This window comes from Aeromonas sp. 604282, from assembly GCF_049170575.1.
Lineage (GTDB): Bacteria > Pseudomonadota > Gammaproteobacteria > Enterobacterales > Aeromonadaceae > Aeromonas > Aeromonas veronii_A.
The window spans coordinates 93,908-109,985 of sequence record NZ_JAAKMV010000005.1; the positions used below are offsets into that span (position 1 = coordinate 93,908).

12 protein-coding genes are annotated in these 16,078 nt (G+C 59.4%); 5 read left to right on the top strand and 7 right to left on the bottom strand.

Annotated features, from left to right (window positions below):
- Positions 1 to 191: 191 nt before the first annotated feature.
- On the bottom strand, positions 192 to 1,880 hold the full coding sequence (locus tag G5367_RS08330; protein WP_158112308.1) for an FAD-dependent oxidoreductase: 1,689 nt from the start codon (positions 1,878 to 1,880) through the stop codon (positions 192 to 194).
- A 135-nt stretch (positions 1,881 to 2,015) separates the two neighbouring features.
- On the opposite strand from G5367_RS08330, the gene G5367_RS08335 reads away from it, so the two are divergent.
- From G5367_RS08335 to G5367_RS08345, 3 genes are all read left to right on the top strand, one after another.
- Complete coding sequence (locus tag G5367_RS08335; protein ID WP_421243959.1) at positions 2,016 to 4,952, top strand: EAL domain-containing protein; 2,937 nt, start codon at positions 2,016 to 2,018, stop codon at positions 4,950 to 4,952.
- Positions 4,953 to 5,017: 65 nt separating this feature from the next.
- Complete coding sequence (gene pflA / locus G5367_RS08340; RefSeq protein WP_323915005.1) at positions 5,018 to 5,815, top strand: pyruvate formate lyase 1-activating protein; 798 nt, start codon at positions 5,018 to 5,020, stop codon at positions 5,813 to 5,815.
- Positions 5,816 to 5,903: 88 nt separating this feature from the next.
- Complete coding sequence (locus tag G5367_RS08345; protein ID WP_421243960.1) at positions 5,904 to 6,545, top strand: energy-coupling factor ABC transporter permease; 642 nt, start codon at positions 5,904 to 5,906, stop codon at positions 6,543 to 6,545.
- An 84-nt stretch (positions 6,546 to 6,629) separates the two neighbouring features.
- Here G5367_RS08345 and G5367_RS08350 read toward each other — a convergent pair whose 3' ends face one another.
- Together G5367_RS08350 and ycfP are read right to left on the bottom strand one after the other, a co-directional pair.
- Positions 6,630 to 7,922 carry an NAD(P)/FAD-dependent oxidoreductase gene (locus tag G5367_RS08350; RefSeq protein ID WP_421243961.1) on the bottom strand — a complete coding sequence of 431 codons (1,293 nt, stop codon included), beginning with the start codon at positions 7,920 to 7,922 and terminating at the stop codon, positions 6,630 to 6,632.
- A gap of 74 nt (positions 7,923 to 7,996) precedes the next feature.
- Positions 7,997 to 8,536: an alpha/beta hydrolase YcfP gene (gene ycfP / locus G5367_RS08355; protein ID WP_005334000.1), complete on the bottom strand. Its 540-nt coding sequence runs from the start codon at positions 8,534 to 8,536 to the stop codon at positions 7,997 to 7,999.
- 504 nt (positions 8,537 to 9,040) lie between these two features.
- Between ycfP and G5367_RS08360 the strand changes: the two genes are divergently transcribed.
- Positions 9,041 to 10,447, top strand: coding sequence for a nucleobase:cation symporter-2 family protein (locus G5367_RS08360; RefSeq protein WP_421243962.1), 1,407 nt, complete (start codon positions 9,041 to 9,043; stop codon positions 10,445 to 10,447).
- Positions 10,448 to 10,510: 63 nt separating this feature from the next.
- On the opposite strand, the gene G5367_RS08365 is transcribed toward G5367_RS08360, so the two are convergent.
- The 3 genes from G5367_RS08365 to G5367_RS08375 all read right to left on the bottom strand — a co-directional run bounded on the left by G5367_RS08365 (position 10,511) and on the right by G5367_RS08375 (position 13,493).
- Positions 10,511 to 12,307: a M3 family oligoendopeptidase gene (locus G5367_RS08365; protein WP_421243963.1), complete on the bottom strand. Its 1,797-nt coding sequence runs from the start codon at positions 12,305 to 12,307 to the stop codon at positions 10,511 to 10,513.
- Between the two features lie 123 nt (positions 12,308 to 12,430).
- Entirely contained in the window at positions 12,431 to 13,351 is a 921-nt protein-coding gene (locus tag G5367_RS08370) for a DUF808 domain-containing protein (protein ID WP_042053196.1), read from the bottom strand.
- A 1-nt stretch (position 13,352) separates the two neighbouring features.
- A complete protein-coding gene (locus tag G5367_RS08375; RefSeq protein ID WP_021231002.1) occupies positions 13,353 to 13,493 on the bottom strand; it encodes a hypothetical protein in 141 nt (46 codons plus the stop codon).
- 250 nt (positions 13,494 to 13,743) lie between these two features.
- Between G5367_RS08375 and G5367_RS08380 the strand changes: the two genes are divergently transcribed.
- Positions 13,744 to 14,346 (top strand): DUF924 family protein, encoded by a 603-nt coding sequence (locus G5367_RS08380; protein WP_421213329.1) that lies wholly within the window; start codon positions 13,744 to 13,746, stop codon positions 14,344 to 14,346.
- A gap of 67 nt (positions 14,347 to 14,413) precedes the next feature.
- Here G5367_RS08380 and G5367_RS08385 read toward each other — a convergent pair whose 3' ends face one another.
- Positions 14,414 to 16,033: a methyl-accepting chemotaxis protein gene (locus G5367_RS08385; protein WP_421243964.1), complete on the bottom strand. Its 1,620-nt coding sequence runs from the start codon at positions 16,031 to 16,033 to the stop codon at positions 14,414 to 14,416.
- Positions 16,034 to 16,078: the final 45 nt, after the last annotated feature.

Sequence of the window (16,078 nt, forward strand, 5' to 3'; positions counted from 1 at the left end):
TCATGAACGAGGCAGGGGTTATAGCACCCATCCCCTGAACAAAACGTTAATTTTGTCCGGCACAGGAAATAAAGTGTGTCGAAATATTGCAGCAACGAGGGGGAATGCAAGAAGGGCGAAAAGCAGAAACAAAAAGCCCCTCATCTTGCACGCACAAGGGAGAGGGGCAAACAGGCACAGAAATAAAACGGTTACTCGGCGGTGGCCATCTGCCAGGTTTTAAAGCCGCCGGAGAGATTCTTCACTTTAAAGCCGTGTTGGCTCAGCAGGCGGCAGGCGACATGGCCGCGCAGCCCGACCTGACAGCTGATCAGCAGCTCTTTCTCTTTGGGCAACTCATGGAGGCGACCACGCAACTCGTCGAGGGGGATATGCAGTGCCCCCGGAATGCGGCCCAGCTTGTCGAGCTCCGGGCCATTGCGCACATCCACCACCAGCTGATGGGGGTTACGAGCCTGCACCTCGGCCACGTGGCAGAGCAGGGTGTCCCCCTTCAGGTGGTTGCTTGCCACAAAGCCCGCCATGTTGATCACATCCTTGGCCGACCCGAACGGCGGCGCATAGGTAAGCTCCAGATCCTGCAGATCAAACACGGTGAGACCGGCACGCTGGGCCACCGCCAGCACATCGATGCGCTTGTCGATGCCATCCTTGCCGATGGCCTGGGCGCCATAAATCTTGCCATCCGGGGCAAACAGCAGCTTGAGGCTGACCGGATGGGCGCCGGGGTAGTAACCGGCGTGGCTGCCCGGGTGGACATAAACCTTCTCGAACGGCAATCCCAGTTGCACCAGTCGCTTCTCGTTGAGGCCGGTGCTGGCCACCGCCAGATCGAACAGCTTGCAGATGGCGGTGCCTTGGGTCTTCTTGTAGGTTTCGCTTCGGCCCAGCATGTTGTCGGCGGCGATGCGCCCCTGCCGGTTGGCCGGGCCCGCCAGCGGGATCAGCACAGATTCGCCGGTGACGAAATCAATCTCTTCCACCGCATCCCCCACCGCATAGATAAAGGGATCCGAGGTACGCATCCCGGCATCGACCTTGATGCCGCCCCGTGGGCCCAGCTCCAGCCCCGCTTTGGCGGCGAGCAGAGTTTCCGGCTTGACGCCGATGGCGAGGATCAAGAGACCGGTATCAAGATGGGAGCCGTCATTGAGGGTCAGGCGCAGGCCACCACTTTTGGCGTTCGGCACGGCAGAGGTCTTCTCGGCAGGCAGATCCAGACTCTCGATGGCGGTGAGGCCGGTGCGCAGGCGCAGGTCGATCCCCTCTTCCCGGATGCGGGCATGGAGCATGTTGGCCATCTCCTTGTCCACCGGAGCCATCACCTGATCGGCCAGCTCCAGCAGGGTGACATCCAGCTTGCGCTGATGCAGCGCCTCCATCATCTCCAGCCCGATAAAGCCGCCGCCCACCACAGTGACGTGGCGCGGCTGATCGTGATGCAGAGCCGCCAGAATGCGATCCATGTCCGGGATGTTGCGCAGGGTATAAACATGGGGGCTGTCGATACCGGGGAAGGGAGGACGGATCGGCGCCGCCCCCGGGCTCAGCAGCAGCACATCGTAATGCTCGCGCTGCTCTTCACCGGTTTGCAGGTTGCGCACCAGCAAGGTCTTGCCCGCCTTGTCGATCTCAATCACATCGTGGAAGACCCGCACATCGACGTTGAAACGGCGCTTGAAACTCTGGGGAGTCTGCAGCAGCAAGGCATCCCGGTCGGGGATATCGCCCCCGATGTGATAGGGCAGACCGCAGTTGGCGAAGCTGACAAACTCGCCCCGCTCGAACATCACGATCTCCGCCTCTTCGCTCAGCCGGCGTGCTCTGGCAGCCGCCGATGCGCCCCCCGCGACACCACCGATAATCAGGATCCGTTTCATCTGCAAGACTCCTCATACATGATAATGGGCAATAAATTAGGCTTTTCTAATTTAGAATTCAATGAAATTTTGTTTCACACCATTTTGCAGTATTCTTGCAACCCCGACGGTTGCTTAACAGGATGTTGTTTGTTCATGTCGTCTACCGCTCTCAGTCATCTTCCTCCTGCCCTCCAGACGCCGCTCTTTTTCCGTCTGGATCTGCGCAGTCAACGGCTGGTCGCCCTGACCGACGTGATGCAAACCCCGCTCTACTGGCTCGATGAGCCGCGCGCGCCCTGGCCTGCCCAGCTTCCCGATGCCCTGCGCCTGCCCATCGAACAACTGCTGGCCAACGGCCATGGCGGCAAAATCACCGTGCGCTTTGCCAGCCAGTTGTGGCATATCGCCCTCGCCCACGAGCAGGATGGCTTCTGGCTCATCTGTCTGCAGAACCTTCGTCAGGAGCCCATCTCCGATCTTGCATTGCAACTGCCGCGCCTCAGCCAGATGGCAAGCCAGCAACAGTATGCCCCCCTGCTCGAAGCCCTTAAAGAGAGTTTGGGGGCCGATCGGCTCATTCTCTGGCACTATCAGGCCAACGGCGATCTCGGCAGCGAGCAGCTCACCCCCGTATTTACCCTCGGCATAGAGAGCATTTATCCGATCCGAGGTGACAGCCGCTATATCCGTGCCCTGCGCACCCGCAAAGCGTTGAGCTTCTCGGAGGCTGCCCATCAGCCAATGTTGAGCAATCATCTCTATCTGGCCAGTGCCGGTGTGCGTTCGCGCCTCGATGGCGCCCTGCTGGAGCAGGACAAGCTCTTTGGGGTGCTGAGTCTGGAGTATCTCGATCCCACACCGCTCAGCGAAGAGATGTTGCAACTGGTGCGCAACAGCGCTCAACTGCTCGGTCACTGGCAACCACAGTGCGAAGAGCAGGAGGGGGAAGCAAGTTTACCTGCCGAGCTAAGCCAACTGACCGGGATGAGTTATTGCAAGACGCTGATCCACTGGGCCATGAGCCGTAGTGGTGCCCGCGCGGGCTGGCTCGGCGAGTTCCAGCCCCGCGGTCAGGAGCTCTGGCTCATTCCCCGCTGCGTGTTTAACGGGGAGCTCTTCTCTACCCTCAAGCCCATCCAGCTAGAGCAAGGCCCCGCTTTGGAGCTGTTCCAGCACGGTCAGGCCATCTATGTGGAAAATCTGGCACTGCGTTACCCCAAGGCGACCCGGCTGCTGGCCCTCAAGGCCGACACCTATATCGGTATCCCGCTTCATGACCAGCACGGTGCCGTCATGGGGCAGATCACCCTGCTGCTCGACGCCCCACTGAAAGAGCCAGAGCTTCTGCTGGATCTGTTGAGCAGCCAGCATGAGCGAGCGGCTATCGAGCTGCAGCGCCTCGCCGCCGACGACGCCCTGCGGCTGGCGGAAGTAGCCTTCAATACCCACGATGGACTGATCGTGATGGATCACAACGGCATCATCCTCAAGGTCAACCACTCCTTCAGCCGGATCACCGGCTTTGGCGAGGTAGAGGTGCTCGGCCACTCCATTCGCAAGCTGCGCCCAACCTATTTTGGCGATCACCTCAAGGAGGATGTCAGTCGGGCCGTCAACGAGCAGGCGTTCTGGCTGGGTGAGGAGCGCTGTCTGCACAAGGATGGCCACCTCTTTCCGGTGCGATTGATGGTGAACGGGGTCAGGGATGATCAGGGGGATCTCAGCCACTTTATCTGCAGCTTCTACGACATCACCCGTGAGAAGGAAGCGGCCAGACATATCGAGCTGCTCGCCTACTACGACGATCTCTGTGGCCTGCATAACCGGCGCAGTCTCAACAATATTCTGCAGCAGACCCTGAGCGAGCCAAACGGCCAGTGGGGCGCCTTGCTGCTGGTGGATCTGGACAATTTCAAGTCAATCAACGACTCCCTCGGCCACGCCTGCGGCGATCTGCTGCTGCAGGCCGTGGTACAGCGTTTCAAGGATCTGCCCCAGGACAATCTGGTGCAGGCGCGCATCTCGGGGGATGAGTTTGCCCTGCTCTTTACCCAGCTGGGACAAGGGGAAGTCACCGCCAAAATTCTGGCAGAGCACTTTGCCCGCGAGCTGATGGGGCTGTTTCGCACCCCGTTCGACATCGGCGATCACAAGCTGCACTGCAGCGCCTCGGTGGGGATCAGCCTCTTCTCCGGCAACGAGACGGATCATCTGGTCCTGATGCAACAGGCCGACACCGCGACCCACATGGCCAAGCGGGCCGGTCAGGGCCACTACGTCTTCTTTACCGAGGCGATGGCCCAGCACGAGAAAAATCGGCTGACCCTCACCAATGAGCTGCGCGATGCCCTGCGTCATCACGAGCTGCAACTCCACTATCAACCGCAATACCGGGTCGACAATGGCTCGCTGTCAGGTATCGAGGCGCTGCTGCGCTGGCAGCGCAGCGACGGCACCATGGTGCCACCCGGGGAGTTTATCCCCATCGCCGAAGAGACCAGCCTGATCCTCGAGATCGGCTACTGGGTGATGAAGACCGCCTGCGCCCAATACAGCTTCTGGCTCAACCGTGGCCTACAGATCCCCCATCTGTCGGTCAACGTCAGTGCCCGCCAGTTCCACACCCAGGGCTTCGTACAACAGGTGGAGTACATTCTGCGCGACACCGGTGTGCCCCCCTCCCGCCTGCTGCTGGAGGTAACCGAATCGGTAGTCTTGGAGAATCGGCAGGAGAGTATCGCCAGAATGCGCCAGCTCAAGGAGCTGGGCATCCTCATCTCCATCGACGACTTCGGCACCGGCTACTCGTCGCTGGCCTATCTGCGGGATCTGCCCGCCGATGAGGTGAAGCTGGACAGAAGCTTCATTCAGACCCTGGTGCACAGCGAACAGGACAGGGCTATCGTCAAGGCTATCCTCGATCTGGCCCAGGTATTCCGCTTTACCGTCACCGCCGAAGGGGTGGAAGATGAGGCGCAACTGGCCATCCTCAAAACCTTGGGATGCCAGCATTATCAAGGGTATCTCACCAGTCGGCCGCTCACCGTCAAGGGGCTGGAGCAGCTGCTTGGCAGCCGGGCGGCGGACTAAAGGTGTAGGATCAATAGGGGTTTATGTAATAAAATAACGGCCTGCTCGAATCGTTGGAGTTGTTTATGTCTGTCATTAATCGGATCCCTGCCGTTGAAATCAGCCAGCCAGCCGGAGCTCACGGCACCATTGGCCGGATCCATTCCGTCGAAACCTGCGGCACTGTCGATGGCCCGGGAATACGCTTTATCGTATTCATGCAAGGCTGCCTGATGCGCTGCAAGTACTGCCACAATCGCGATACCTGGGATACCGAAGGTGGCCGCGAAGTGACCGTACCGGAGTTGATGAGTGACATCACCAGCTATCGCCACTTCATGAATGCCTCCGGCGGTGGCGTGACAGCGTCCGGCGGTGAAGCCATGCTGCAACCGGCCTTCATTACCGAACTCTTTACCGCCTGCAAAGAGAAAGGGATCCACACCTGTCTCGACACCAACGGCTTCGTCCGTCATCTCGACGAACAGGTGGACAAGCTGCTCGACCAGACCGATCTGGTGCTGCTCGATATCAAACAGATCAATGACGAGAAACACATTCCACTGACCCACGTCAGCAACAGATATACCCTGGAGTTTGCCCGCTATCTGGCGGCCAAAGGCAAGACCATGTGGATCCGCTACGTGGTGGTGCCGACCTGGAGCGACGACGACGAGAGCGCCGAAGGGCTGGGCCAGTTTATCGCCGAGCTGGGCGAGAGCGTGGAGAAGGTGGAGCTGCTCCCCTACCATGAGCTCGGCAAACACAAGTGGGATGTGCTGGGCGACCCGTACGAGCTGAGCGGGATCAAGCCCCCCAGCAAGGAGACCATGGAACGGGTCAAGGGCATCCTCGGCAAGTACCACAACAACGTCAAATATTGATGGTAAAAGCAGGCTGATTCGTCAGCCTGCTCTGCTATGGGGCGGTCGGGAAGGCCACCCTGACTTTACTGCATGAATGGACGACAAGATGAGTGAAGGACAACTCGCCGCCCTCCTGATCTGGCTGGTACTGCTGGCTTTCAGCCTGCGCCGCTCCCTGTGGCAGACCCTCCATGACAACCCCCTCTATCAGCACCTGTTGCTGGGGAGTGCCATCGCGCTGGTGCCGCTCTGGTATCTAAGGGCCGGTCTGCATGAGGGGCTGGAGGTCCATTTTCTCGGGCTCACCACCCTCACCCTGCTGCTGGGCTGGCGGCTGGCACTGCTCGCCCCCTGTCTGACCCTGCTGGTGCTCGGTTACTTCGGTGTCACCAATATGGCCGATTTTGGCTGGCAGGCACTGGTGGGCATCGCCCTGCCGGTGGCCACCAGCTGGCTGCTGTTTCTGGCCAGCTGGGCCTGGCTGCCACGCCATCTCTTTGTCTATATCTTCGTGGCCGCCTTTCTCGGCGGCGCCCTCACCATCTCGGTCAAGGTGGTAGCCAGTGCGTTGCTGATGGGGCTGAGTCACAGCTACCCCTGGCACACCATCACGGCGGATTACCTCTCCATCTGGCCACTGCTGCTGTTCCCCGAAGCCCTGCTCAACGGCATGGCGATGACGGTGCTGGCCATCTACCGCCCTCACTGGGTCAATACCTTCTTCGACCGCACCTATCTGGGCAAGTAACGCTCTCTTTCCTGATCTGCGCCCATAAAAAAGGAGAGGCCATAGCCTCTCCTTTTGGTATTCAACATGGTGCCAAATCCCGGCTTAGTGCAGCTTCAGGGTCGGGCGCAGTACCCGGTTGATGCGACCTACCAGCATGATGAGGCCGGTCTTGACGTAGCCGTGCAGGGCGATCTGGTGCATCCGGTAGAGGGAGATGTAGACCAGACGGGCGATGTAGCCCTCGACCATCATGGAGCCGCGCATCAGGTTACCCATCAGACTGCCCACGGTGGAGAAGCGGCTGAGGGAGACCAGCGAACCGTGGTCGTGGTAGAGGTAGGGCTTCATCTCGCCGCCGTTCATCTTGGCCAGAATGTTCTTGAATGCCTGGCTGGCCATCTGGTGGGCAGACTGGGCGCGCGGCGGCACGAACTTGCCATCCGGCTGCGGGCAGGCGGCGCAGTCACCGATAACGAAGATGTTCTCGTCACGGGTGGTCTGCAGAGTCTCTTTCACCACCAGCTGGTTGATACGGTTGGTCTCAAGACCGGCGATATCCTTCATAAAGTCAGGCGCCTTGATACCGGCCGCCCACACCATCAGGTCAGCTTCAATCAGCTCGCCATCCTTGGTGTGCAGACCATCGGCGGTCGCCTCGGTGATCATGGTGGCAGTACGCACGTCCACACCCAGCTTGACCAGCTCCTGATGGGCGGCGCCGCTGATGCGCTCCGGCAGAGCCGGCAGAATGCGCGGGCCCGCTTCCACCAGGGTCACCTTCAGGCTGTCGGTGGTGAGGTTCTTGAAGCCGTAGGCATAGAGCTGCTCGACCGCGTTGTAGAGCTCGGCAGAGAGCTCGACGCCGGTGGCGCCGCCGCCAACGATGGCAATCTTCACCTTGTCGCCCGGCTTATATTCGGTGGCGAACTGCAGGAAGCGGTTCATCATGCTGTTGTGGAAGCGGTGCGCCTGGGAGGGGCTATCCAGGAAGATGCAGTGATCCTTGATGCCCTTGGTGTTGAAGTCATTGGAAACAGAGCCGATGGCCATCACCAGATAGTCGTAAGGCAGCTCGCGCTCGTTGACCACGATGTCGCCACTGTCGTCGTGGATCGGGGCCAGCACGATGCGTTTCTCATCGCGCTTGATATCGGTCAGGGTGCCGAGCTGGAAATCGAAACCGTGGTTTTTTGCGTGAGACTGATAGCTCAGGGCATCGATGCCCGCATCCATGGATCCAGTGGCTACTTCGTGCAGCAAGGGTTTCCACAGGTGGGTGCGGTTGCGATCGACCAGAGTGATCTTGGCCTTGTTCTTTTTGCCAAGCTTGCGACCCAGACTGGTAGCAAGCTCCAGGCCACCGGCGCCGCCGCCTACAACGACAATATTCATCATGATGATTTTCCTCGGTTCCTCAAAACGAAAGGGAGCCATTGGCTCCCTAAAACGAAATCGGTCGACGTGATGGATCAGGCTTCTTTGAAGGCCTTCATCCGCTGTAGATGATGCGAGATATTTTTGAACTTATGAGTCTCGCGCTCATCCCACACGATGTCGTAATAGTTCTTCAATTCACGTTCAGTGTCCCGATTATCGCGCACTTCATCCTGAACGGAAAGGATACACAGGCAGTTTCCTGAATTTTTCTTACGAAATTCAGTTACACACTTGGTACCGATATCGTCATATTCTTCCGGCCGGTCGATCTTGCCCTGCATGTTCTCTTCTGGGTGCAGGTTGGGGTTGAAGATCACCTGGCGAATGCCGCACAGAAAGCCGATCCGTTCGCTCCAGTAGCCACCAAGTCCGACACCGCAGATCAGTGGTTTGGGATCGGTACTCATATCGAGCTGTTTTTTCACTTCCTTGAGCAGATGGCTCATATCATGACGGGGGTGAACCGTGCTGTAGTGCACGAAACGCACATCATCATCAATAAACTGCAACTGCAGCACTTTCTCGTGATTGCCGGGGCTGGTGGCATCAAAGCCATGCAGATAGATGATCATGGATAAGACCTCAGGAACTGTGTCGGTTTTATCGAAACTACCCCAGCGGCTGCCCCGCGCGCCACCAAAACATCCAACTTTCTTGCTTTGGATCACGCCCCCGCCCCCGATTGCGCCTTGTGACCCGCGAGCGCTGTCACATGCAGGGGGGAGCATTGCGAGCAACGCTCTGGTGCCTGGCTATCAAAGTGAGATCGCCAGACCGATAATGATAAATCCCTTACCAATCTGAGATGCCCCACCTCCTTCCCCTGCCAACAGCCGGACACTTATCTGGCCGGTATGTGACTCATCCCGCAAAAACAAGGCGTTATCGCCAAACGTTTTCGCTCATGAGCGGCATTGTGCATGTTTTGTGCACTGACCCGTGCTGCACCGGATCCCTCTCGCCACTGCAAAGGGATCTGGCACGTCAGTCAATACACGAGATCAATGACCGGGAAAGCTGCGGCTTTCACTATCTTGCCTGTAGCAGTTGCGCGGGCTTCAAGGAGTGATCTGTTCATGAACGAGACCAACCCCCCCTCCCCCCGACCGGGCACGCGCAAGCGCCCGGTGGATGAAGTGGAGCGCATGCTCCCCATGGGCCAACTCTTTACCTTGGGCCTGCAACATGTGCTGGTGATGTACGCCGGCGCCGTGGCGGTGCCGTTGGTGATCGGCGGCAGTCTGGGGCTGCCCAAGGAGCAGATCTCCTACCTTATCAGTTCAGATCTCTTCTGCTGCGGTATCGTCACCCTGTTGCAATGTGTCGGGATTGGCCGCTTTGCCGGGATCCGGCTGCCGGTCATCATGTCGGTCACCTTTGCCGCCGTGATGCCGATGCTGGCCATCGGAGCCAACCCAGATCTGGGGCTGACGGGCATCTTTGGCGCCACCATCGCCGCCGGTATCATCTCGACCCTGCTGGTACCGCTGATCGGTCGGTTGATGCCGCTCTTCCCCACGGTGGTGACCGGGGTGGTCATCACCTCTATCGGGATCAGCATCATGCAGGTGGGGATCGACTGGATGGCGGGGGGCAAGGGCAATCCGGAATATGGCAGCCTGCGCTACATCGGCACCAGCTTTCTGGTGCTCGTCTTTATCCTGCTGGTGACCCGCTTCACCAAGGGCTTTTTCAGCAATATTTCGGTGCTGCTCGGGATCATCTTCGGCTTCGTGGTGGCCATCGCCATGGGCGAAGTGAGCCTCGACGGCCTCGGCGAGGCAGCCTGGTTTGCCCCCATCGTGCCCTTCGCCTTCGGCTGGCCCACCTTCGATCCCATCTCCATCGCCACCCTCACAGTCATCATGCTCATCACCTTTATCGAGTCGATGGGGATGTTTCTGGCCCTTGGCGACATCGTCGGCCATCCGGCCAGGCGCGGTGATATCGTGCGCGGGCTGCGGGTGGATGGCATAGGCACCATCATTGGTGGGATCTTCAACAGCTTCCCCCACACATCGTTCTCCCAGAATATCGGTCTGGTGAGCGTGACCGGAGTATCGAGTCGCTGGGTCTGCGTGATGTCGGGGGGGATCCTGCTTGCCTTTGGCCTCATCCCCAAGATGTCGGTGCTGGTCGCCTCCATCCCGCCCTTCGTGCTGGGGGGCGCCGGTATCGTCATGTTCGGCATGGTGCTGGCAACCGGCATTCGCATCCTGGCGCGCACCGATTACAACAGCAACCGTCACAACCTCTATATCGTCGCCATCAGTCTTGGAATTGGCATGATCCCGACGGTCTCCGGGAATTTTTTCCAGCAGCTTCCGGCGCAGCTACAACCGCTTTTTCATAGCGGTATTCTGTTGGCCACCATCAGCTCGGTGCTGCTCAACCTCTTCTTCAACGGCTATCAGCCGGATCTGACTCACCAGACCCGTCCTCTGTTCGTAGGTCCCATCAAACCGCAGCAAGAGCAGGCATAACAAACAGGCCCCTGGACAGCGAGACTGTCCGGGGGCCTGTTGTTCATATCACCGCTGACCCAATCAGGCAGGCAACTGCGCGAAGCGCTCTACCGCCTGCGCTACTTGTGCCAGACTCCCCTGCCAGAAAGCGGCCTCACGGATATCCTGCCCCAGATGCTTGGCTACCAGATCTTCGGCGCTCATCCGGCCGGTATCGCGCAGCAAGGCGCGATACGCCTCGGCCACTCCCTCTTCCCCCGCCGCCTTGCGGCTCATCAACTGCTGATAGACCCCGAGGCTAAACAGATAACCAAACAGATAGGGGTAGTTGTAAAAGCCCAGCCCTGGGATGGAGAAGTGCGCCTTGGCCGCCCAGAACATGGGGTGATAGCGGGTCAGGCTCCCCTCATACCAGCGTCCCCACGCCTCGTCGGTCAGTGCCTTGAGTCGCTCTGCCGGCACATAACCCTGCGCCCGCTCGGCCACCAGCGCCTGCTCGAAATCGAAGCGAGCCGGGATATTGACCAGGAAGGTGGCTGCGCCGTCGGCCTCGGCCCAGGCGATGGCCAGCTGCTCTTCCGGGCTTTGCGCCTGCTCGAACAGGGCGCTGCGCACCAGGGTTTCGGCGAAGATGGAGGCCGTCTCCGCCAGCGTCATGGGATAGCTGCGCTGACTCATCGGCAGATCGCGAATGACCCAGTTGTGCCAGGCGTGGCCCAGCTCATGGGCCAGGGTAATGACGTTGTCCATAGTGCCGGCATAGGTGACGAAGACCCGCGGCTCGACCGGTTCGGCAAACTTGGTGCAGTAGGCGCCGGTGCGGCGATTTGGCGTGGGGGCCGCATCAATCCACCCCTTCTCGGCCATCATGCGGGCAAACGCCCCCATCTCGGGATCGAAACGGCTAAAGGCATCGGCAATCAACTCGATCGCCTCCTCGAACGGGCTCTCGCGGCTGCTGGCAGCTGGCGGCGGCGCAAAGAGATCCTCCGGCCCCAGATTGTCGAGACCAAGGCACTCGGCCATCAGCTCCAGCGCCCGCTGGCCCAACCCACGGGCTCGCCAGGTTTCGCTCATCAGGGCATCGAGGGTGGCACGCTCGATATGGCTCTGGTGGCAGGAGAGATCCAGCGCATCGAGCACACGGGTTTTGCCACGCTGACGGGCCAGCTCCAGCCGCCAGCCGTTGAGGGCATTGAGGATAGCGGCAACCGTCTCCTGCTCACCTTCCCAACCGGCGCTGATGGCATCAAAGGCTTCTAAACGCAGCGCACGTATCGGGCTGGAGAGCAGATTGCTCGCCTCGGCCAGCCCCATCTCGCGGCCATCAATGGTCAAGCGGATCTTGCCCACCAGATCGTTGTAGAGGTTGCCCCAGGCGTGCAGGCCATCGGTGCCCAGACCAATCACCAGCTGCTCTGCCGCCACCGGCAGGCGCTGATCCTGCAAACGACGCTCGTGGCGCAGGCGGAACGCCTCCTCGCCTAGTAGCGGATCCGCCATCAGCGCGGCGAATTCCTCTTCCGGCAAGGCCAGCATCAGATCTTCCACCGGCGCCAGCGTCTTGAACAGATCGGCATTAAGGGCGCGGGCACGGGACGCCAACTGTTTGGCCTGCGGATCCCGCGCATCCTGACTGCCTCGGCATGCGGCCAGAATGGCGACGTTCCAGCCGATATGGCGAATATCACGGGCGCGCAGCCGCACTTCCCGCAAGAAATCCAGCAGTGCAGCGTCATCACCGCGCACCATGTCCAGACCCGCCATATAGCTGGTCAGCTCCTCCAGCGCGCCTCGGGCGGCGCGCATGTCCGCTTCCAGCTCTGGGCTGTCGAGGCCCGGGTAGATATGGTCGTTATTCCACTGTTGTTGATACATAGCTTCTCGCAAAGGCCTTTATCGGGAGGCGCAGCAGACCTGCGGGCAGCAAGTCCGAAACCGGGCAACCCGAAGGCCAAAAAATGAAGAGAGGAAAAAAGAGACAATGGCCCGCAAGCTCGCTTATCCCTTGGCCGGGGCGAGACGGCTCACCAGCGTCATCACGGCAACCAGCAGCAGACCCGCCACCACACCGGCCACGGCGTTGAGCAGCGTCGGCGTCACCGCCGCCAGTACGGCCCCCACTGTGGGCAGGGTGGCAACGACAGCGGCTGCGCCTTCAATCAGGTGATGGGCAAAGGGCCAGCCATGCACCAGAATGCCGCCGCCCACCATAAACATGGCGATGGTACCGACCAGTGCCAGCAGGTGCATCAGACGAGGCGCCGTCACCAACAGTCCCTGCCCCACAGCGCGGCGCAAGGCGCTGCCATCGGGCTTTTGCAGCAGATGCAGACCGATGTCATCGAGCTTGACGATCAGCCCCACCAACCCGTAGACCCCGATGGTCATCAGCAGGGCAATGCCCGCCACCACCGATAGCTGCAGCGCGAGGCTTGCTCCCTGTACCGTGCCAAGAGCGATGACGATGATCTCGGCAGAGAGAATAAAATCGGTGCGGATCGCCCCTTTTACCTTCTGCTGCTCGAAGGCGACCAGATCATCGGGAATAGGAGCTGTGTGTGCCTCACCTTCGCTCACTTCATGAGGCAGGAACTTGTGGGCCAGCTTCTCGGCCCCCTCAAAGCAGAGGTAGGCGCCTCCCAGCATCAAGAGTGGCGTGATAAGCCAGGGCACCAGGGCACTGATGGCGATGGCGGCGGGCACCAGAATCAGCTTGTTGCGAAATGAGCCTTTGGCCACCGCCCACACCACCGGCAGCTCCCGCTCGGCACGCACTCCGGAAACCTGCTCCGCGTTGAGGGCCAGATCATCCCCCAATACCCCGGCGGTCTTCTTCGCCGCCATCTTGGTCATCAGCGCCACGTCATCAAGCACGCTGGCGATATCGTCGAGCAGGGCCAACAAACTGGTTCCAGCCATATCAAAGATCCCTTATATCAGTGAGAAACGTCTTCCCGAAAAATGTCTCGCGCTTGTTCACCACGACCTTGGTCATCAGCGCCACGTCATCAAGCACGCTGGCGATATCATCGAGCAGGGCCAACAAACTGGTTCCGGCCATATCAAAGCTTCCTTATATCAGTGAGAACAACCCCGGGAGAGAGGTGTACGTCCCGATAACCACCAGGGTCAACAGGACCACCTCATGGCGATCGCAGGCCATCATCGGCCGCGCCAAGAATCCGGCGCTCACCATCGGGGGTTACGTCTTTCGGGCAAAAGATGGCACAGTGTAACGAGAAGCCGCCGTTTCGGCAGCACCCCTGAGCCATTTGTTCCTGGTTCCCTCTGAATCACCTCAAGGAGTTCCCATGCAACCCTGGCAATCTCTGCTCGCTCTCTGGTTTGGCAACGAAGCCGATGACGTCCTGCGGGCCACACGGCAAGCCCCGCTCTGGTGGGGAAAAAGCAGCGAAACGGATGCCCTGCTGGCCAGCCGCTTTGGCGAGCTGGCAGAGGCCGCAGCCAAGGGCAGTCTCGCCCACTGGGCCGATCTCCCCAGCGGTCGGCTGGCGCTGATCCTGCTGCTCGACCAGTTGCCCCGCAATATCCATCGCGGCACGCCTGCAGCCTTTGCCCGGGATCCGCTGGCACGGGATCTCTGCCTGAAAGGGCTGTCCATCGGGGCGGACAAATCCCTCTCACCACTGGAGCGGGTCTTCTTCTATCTGCCGCTGGAGCATGCCGAATCCCGCGAACAACAGGCCAGAAGTGTGGCGCTGTTCGAGGCACTGGCTGCCGAGCAAGCTGGCACACCGGCGCAGGCGACCTTTGCCGGATTTGCCGACTTTGCCCGCCGCCATCAGGTGATCATCGAACGCTTTGGCCGCTTCCCCCACCGCAACGACATTCTGGGTCGCACCAGCACACCGGAAGAGGCGACATTTTTGCAGCAACCGGGCTCAGGCTTCTAAGCAGGCCATATAAAAAATCCCCGCCAGCTGGCTGGCGGGGATAGCGTATGGATAACAACTCTCGGCGTTACTGAATGCGATAGCGGGATATCTGCTGGTGGATGCTCTCGGTGGTGACATTGAGCTCCTCGGCTGCGGCTGAGGTCTCCTCCGCTGTGCTGCTGGTTTGCTGCACGACCTGAGCAATCTGCTCTACCTGATGAGCGATCGACTCGGCGGCCGAACTCTGCTCGCGGATGGCATTGGTGATCTCGCCCACCTGCTCCATCACCCGGTGCGACGCACTGCGGATTTCGGCAATAATGGCGCCACTCTCGGTAGCCATGTTGACCCCCTGGCTCACCTTCTCCTCCACCAGATGCATGCGGGAGACCGTATTGTTCGACTCCTGCTGGATCGCCTCTACAGTGGCAGATATCTCCTGAGTGGATTGGGCTGTGCGCTCAGCCAGTTTGCGCACTTCATCTGCCACCACCGCAAAGCCACGGCCGGACTCCCCGGCCCTCGCCGCCTCAATGGCCGCGTTCAAGGCCAGCAAGTTGGTCTGCCCCGCCACATCACGGATCACGTTGACCACACCGCCAATGCGCGAAATGCCCTCACCCAGCGCAATGACCTCGGCCGAGGCCTGCCGAATGGAGTCGGCGATCTCGTTGATGGCATGAACGGTACGATCTATGGTTCTGCTTCCTTCGCTAGCCAGCTGCCCTGACTCATTGGTGATACGGCTCGTCTCCTGGGTACGCTGGGAGATATCTGTGATGCTGACAGTCATCTCTTCCACACCGGCGGCGATCAGACTGGTAGCATCATTGGCCTGACTGGCCGAGCTGGCGAGGTGCTGCGCCGCTTGAGAGAGGGATTCGGCAGTACTCTTGATCTGCAAGCTGCCGACGGAAAATTCGGTAAATGTCTGTTGCAGCGTATCGAGCAACCGGTTGACCGCATTGAGGGTCAGACCAATCTCATCCTGCTGTTTCACATCCGCTCTGAGGGTAAAGTTGAGGTCGCGCTGGATCCGGGTCAGGGTATCCATGGCGGTGCGAAGGGGATTGGCCACCTGATTGAACAACCAGACAAACAGCCCCATCGTCAGTACGGTGGCACCACCGGCGATAAGCAACAGGGTTTGCAGGCTGTTGTCGTAGTTCTCCTGGCCCTGCTTCTTGAGCGCCAGTCCCAAATCCATATTGAAGTTGACGTGAAGCTCGATTGCCTTGGCAAATTCTTCAAACAGTCTGGAGGCTTCCGTTGCTAGCTCGTCTCTTGCCTCATCATTCTTGTTTTGGCTGGAAAGCAGCAGAACCTTGTCTATCGCCTGATAGTATTGCGCAATAATGCGTTGATCATCGTCAGTCAGGCGCCGATCTTCATCATTGGATAGCATATCGCTTTTGTATTTATCCAACAGTGAGCTGATCTGTTTACGCATATCTGCAATATTCGTTTCGATCTGCTGCATCTTGCTATTGTCAGTGTTGAGGATATGAGTCTGCACATGCGAATGCAGCTCATAGAAATCGGCCTGGACTTCCTTGATAAGGGAAATACTCGGCACCGTATTGTCTGTCACATAGCTCAAATCACGGTTGCCAGCCCCAAGGCGATTGATACTGAACCAGCTGAGGAAAATGAGCGTCAGCATCACCAACAGGGCGATAAATTGAAGTCGGCGAGCAATATTCATAACCATACACTCCAGATGGAAACTATCTAGCAGTGTAGACGACTC

Excerpts from the sequence above, each read along its gene's own strand:
- G5367_RS08330 (WP_158112308.1), bottom strand. The coding sequence starts at position 1,880 with ATGAAACGGATCCTGATTATCGGTGGTGTCGCGGGGGGCGCATCGGCG.
- G5367_RS08335 (WP_421243959.1), top strand. The coding sequence starts at position 2,016 with ATGTCGTCTACCGCTCTCAGTCATCTTCCTCCTGCCCTCCAGACGCCG.
- pflA (WP_323915005.1), top strand. The coding sequence starts at position 5,018 with ATGTCTGTCATTAATCGGATCCCTGCCGTTGAAATCAGCCAGCCAGCC.
- G5367_RS08345 (WP_421243960.1), top strand. The coding sequence starts at position 5,904 with ATGAGTGAAGGACAACTCGCCGCCCTCCTGATCTGGCTGGTACTGCTG.
- G5367_RS08350 (WP_421243961.1), bottom strand. The coding sequence starts at position 7,922 with ATGATGAATATTGTCGTTGTAGGCGGCGGCGCCGGTGGCCTGGAGCTT.
- ycfP (WP_005334000.1), bottom strand. The coding sequence starts at position 8,536 with ATGATCATCTATCTGCATGGCTTTGATGCCACCAGCCCCGGCAATCAC.
- G5367_RS08360 (WP_421243962.1), top strand. The coding sequence starts at position 9,041 with ATGAACGAGACCAACCCCCCCTCCCCCCGACCGGGCACGCGCAAGCGC.
- G5367_RS08365 (WP_421243963.1), bottom strand. The coding sequence starts at position 12,307 with ATGTATCAACAACAGTGGAATAACGACCATATCTACCCGGGCCTCGAC.
- G5367_RS08370 (WP_042053196.1), bottom strand. The coding sequence starts at position 13,351 with ATGGCTGGAACCAGTTTGTTGGCCCTGCTCGACGATATCGCCAGCGTG.
- G5367_RS08375 (WP_021231002.1), bottom strand. The coding sequence starts at position 13,493 with ATGGCCGGAACCAGTTTGTTGGCCCTGCTCGATGATATCGCCAGCGTG.
- G5367_RS08380 (WP_421213329.1), top strand. The coding sequence starts at position 13,744 with ATGCAACCCTGGCAATCTCTGCTCGCTCTCTGGTTTGGCAACGAAGCC.
- G5367_RS08385 (WP_421243964.1), bottom strand. The coding sequence starts at position 16,033 with ATGAATATTGCTCGCCGACTTCAATTTATCGCCCTGTTGGTGATGCTG.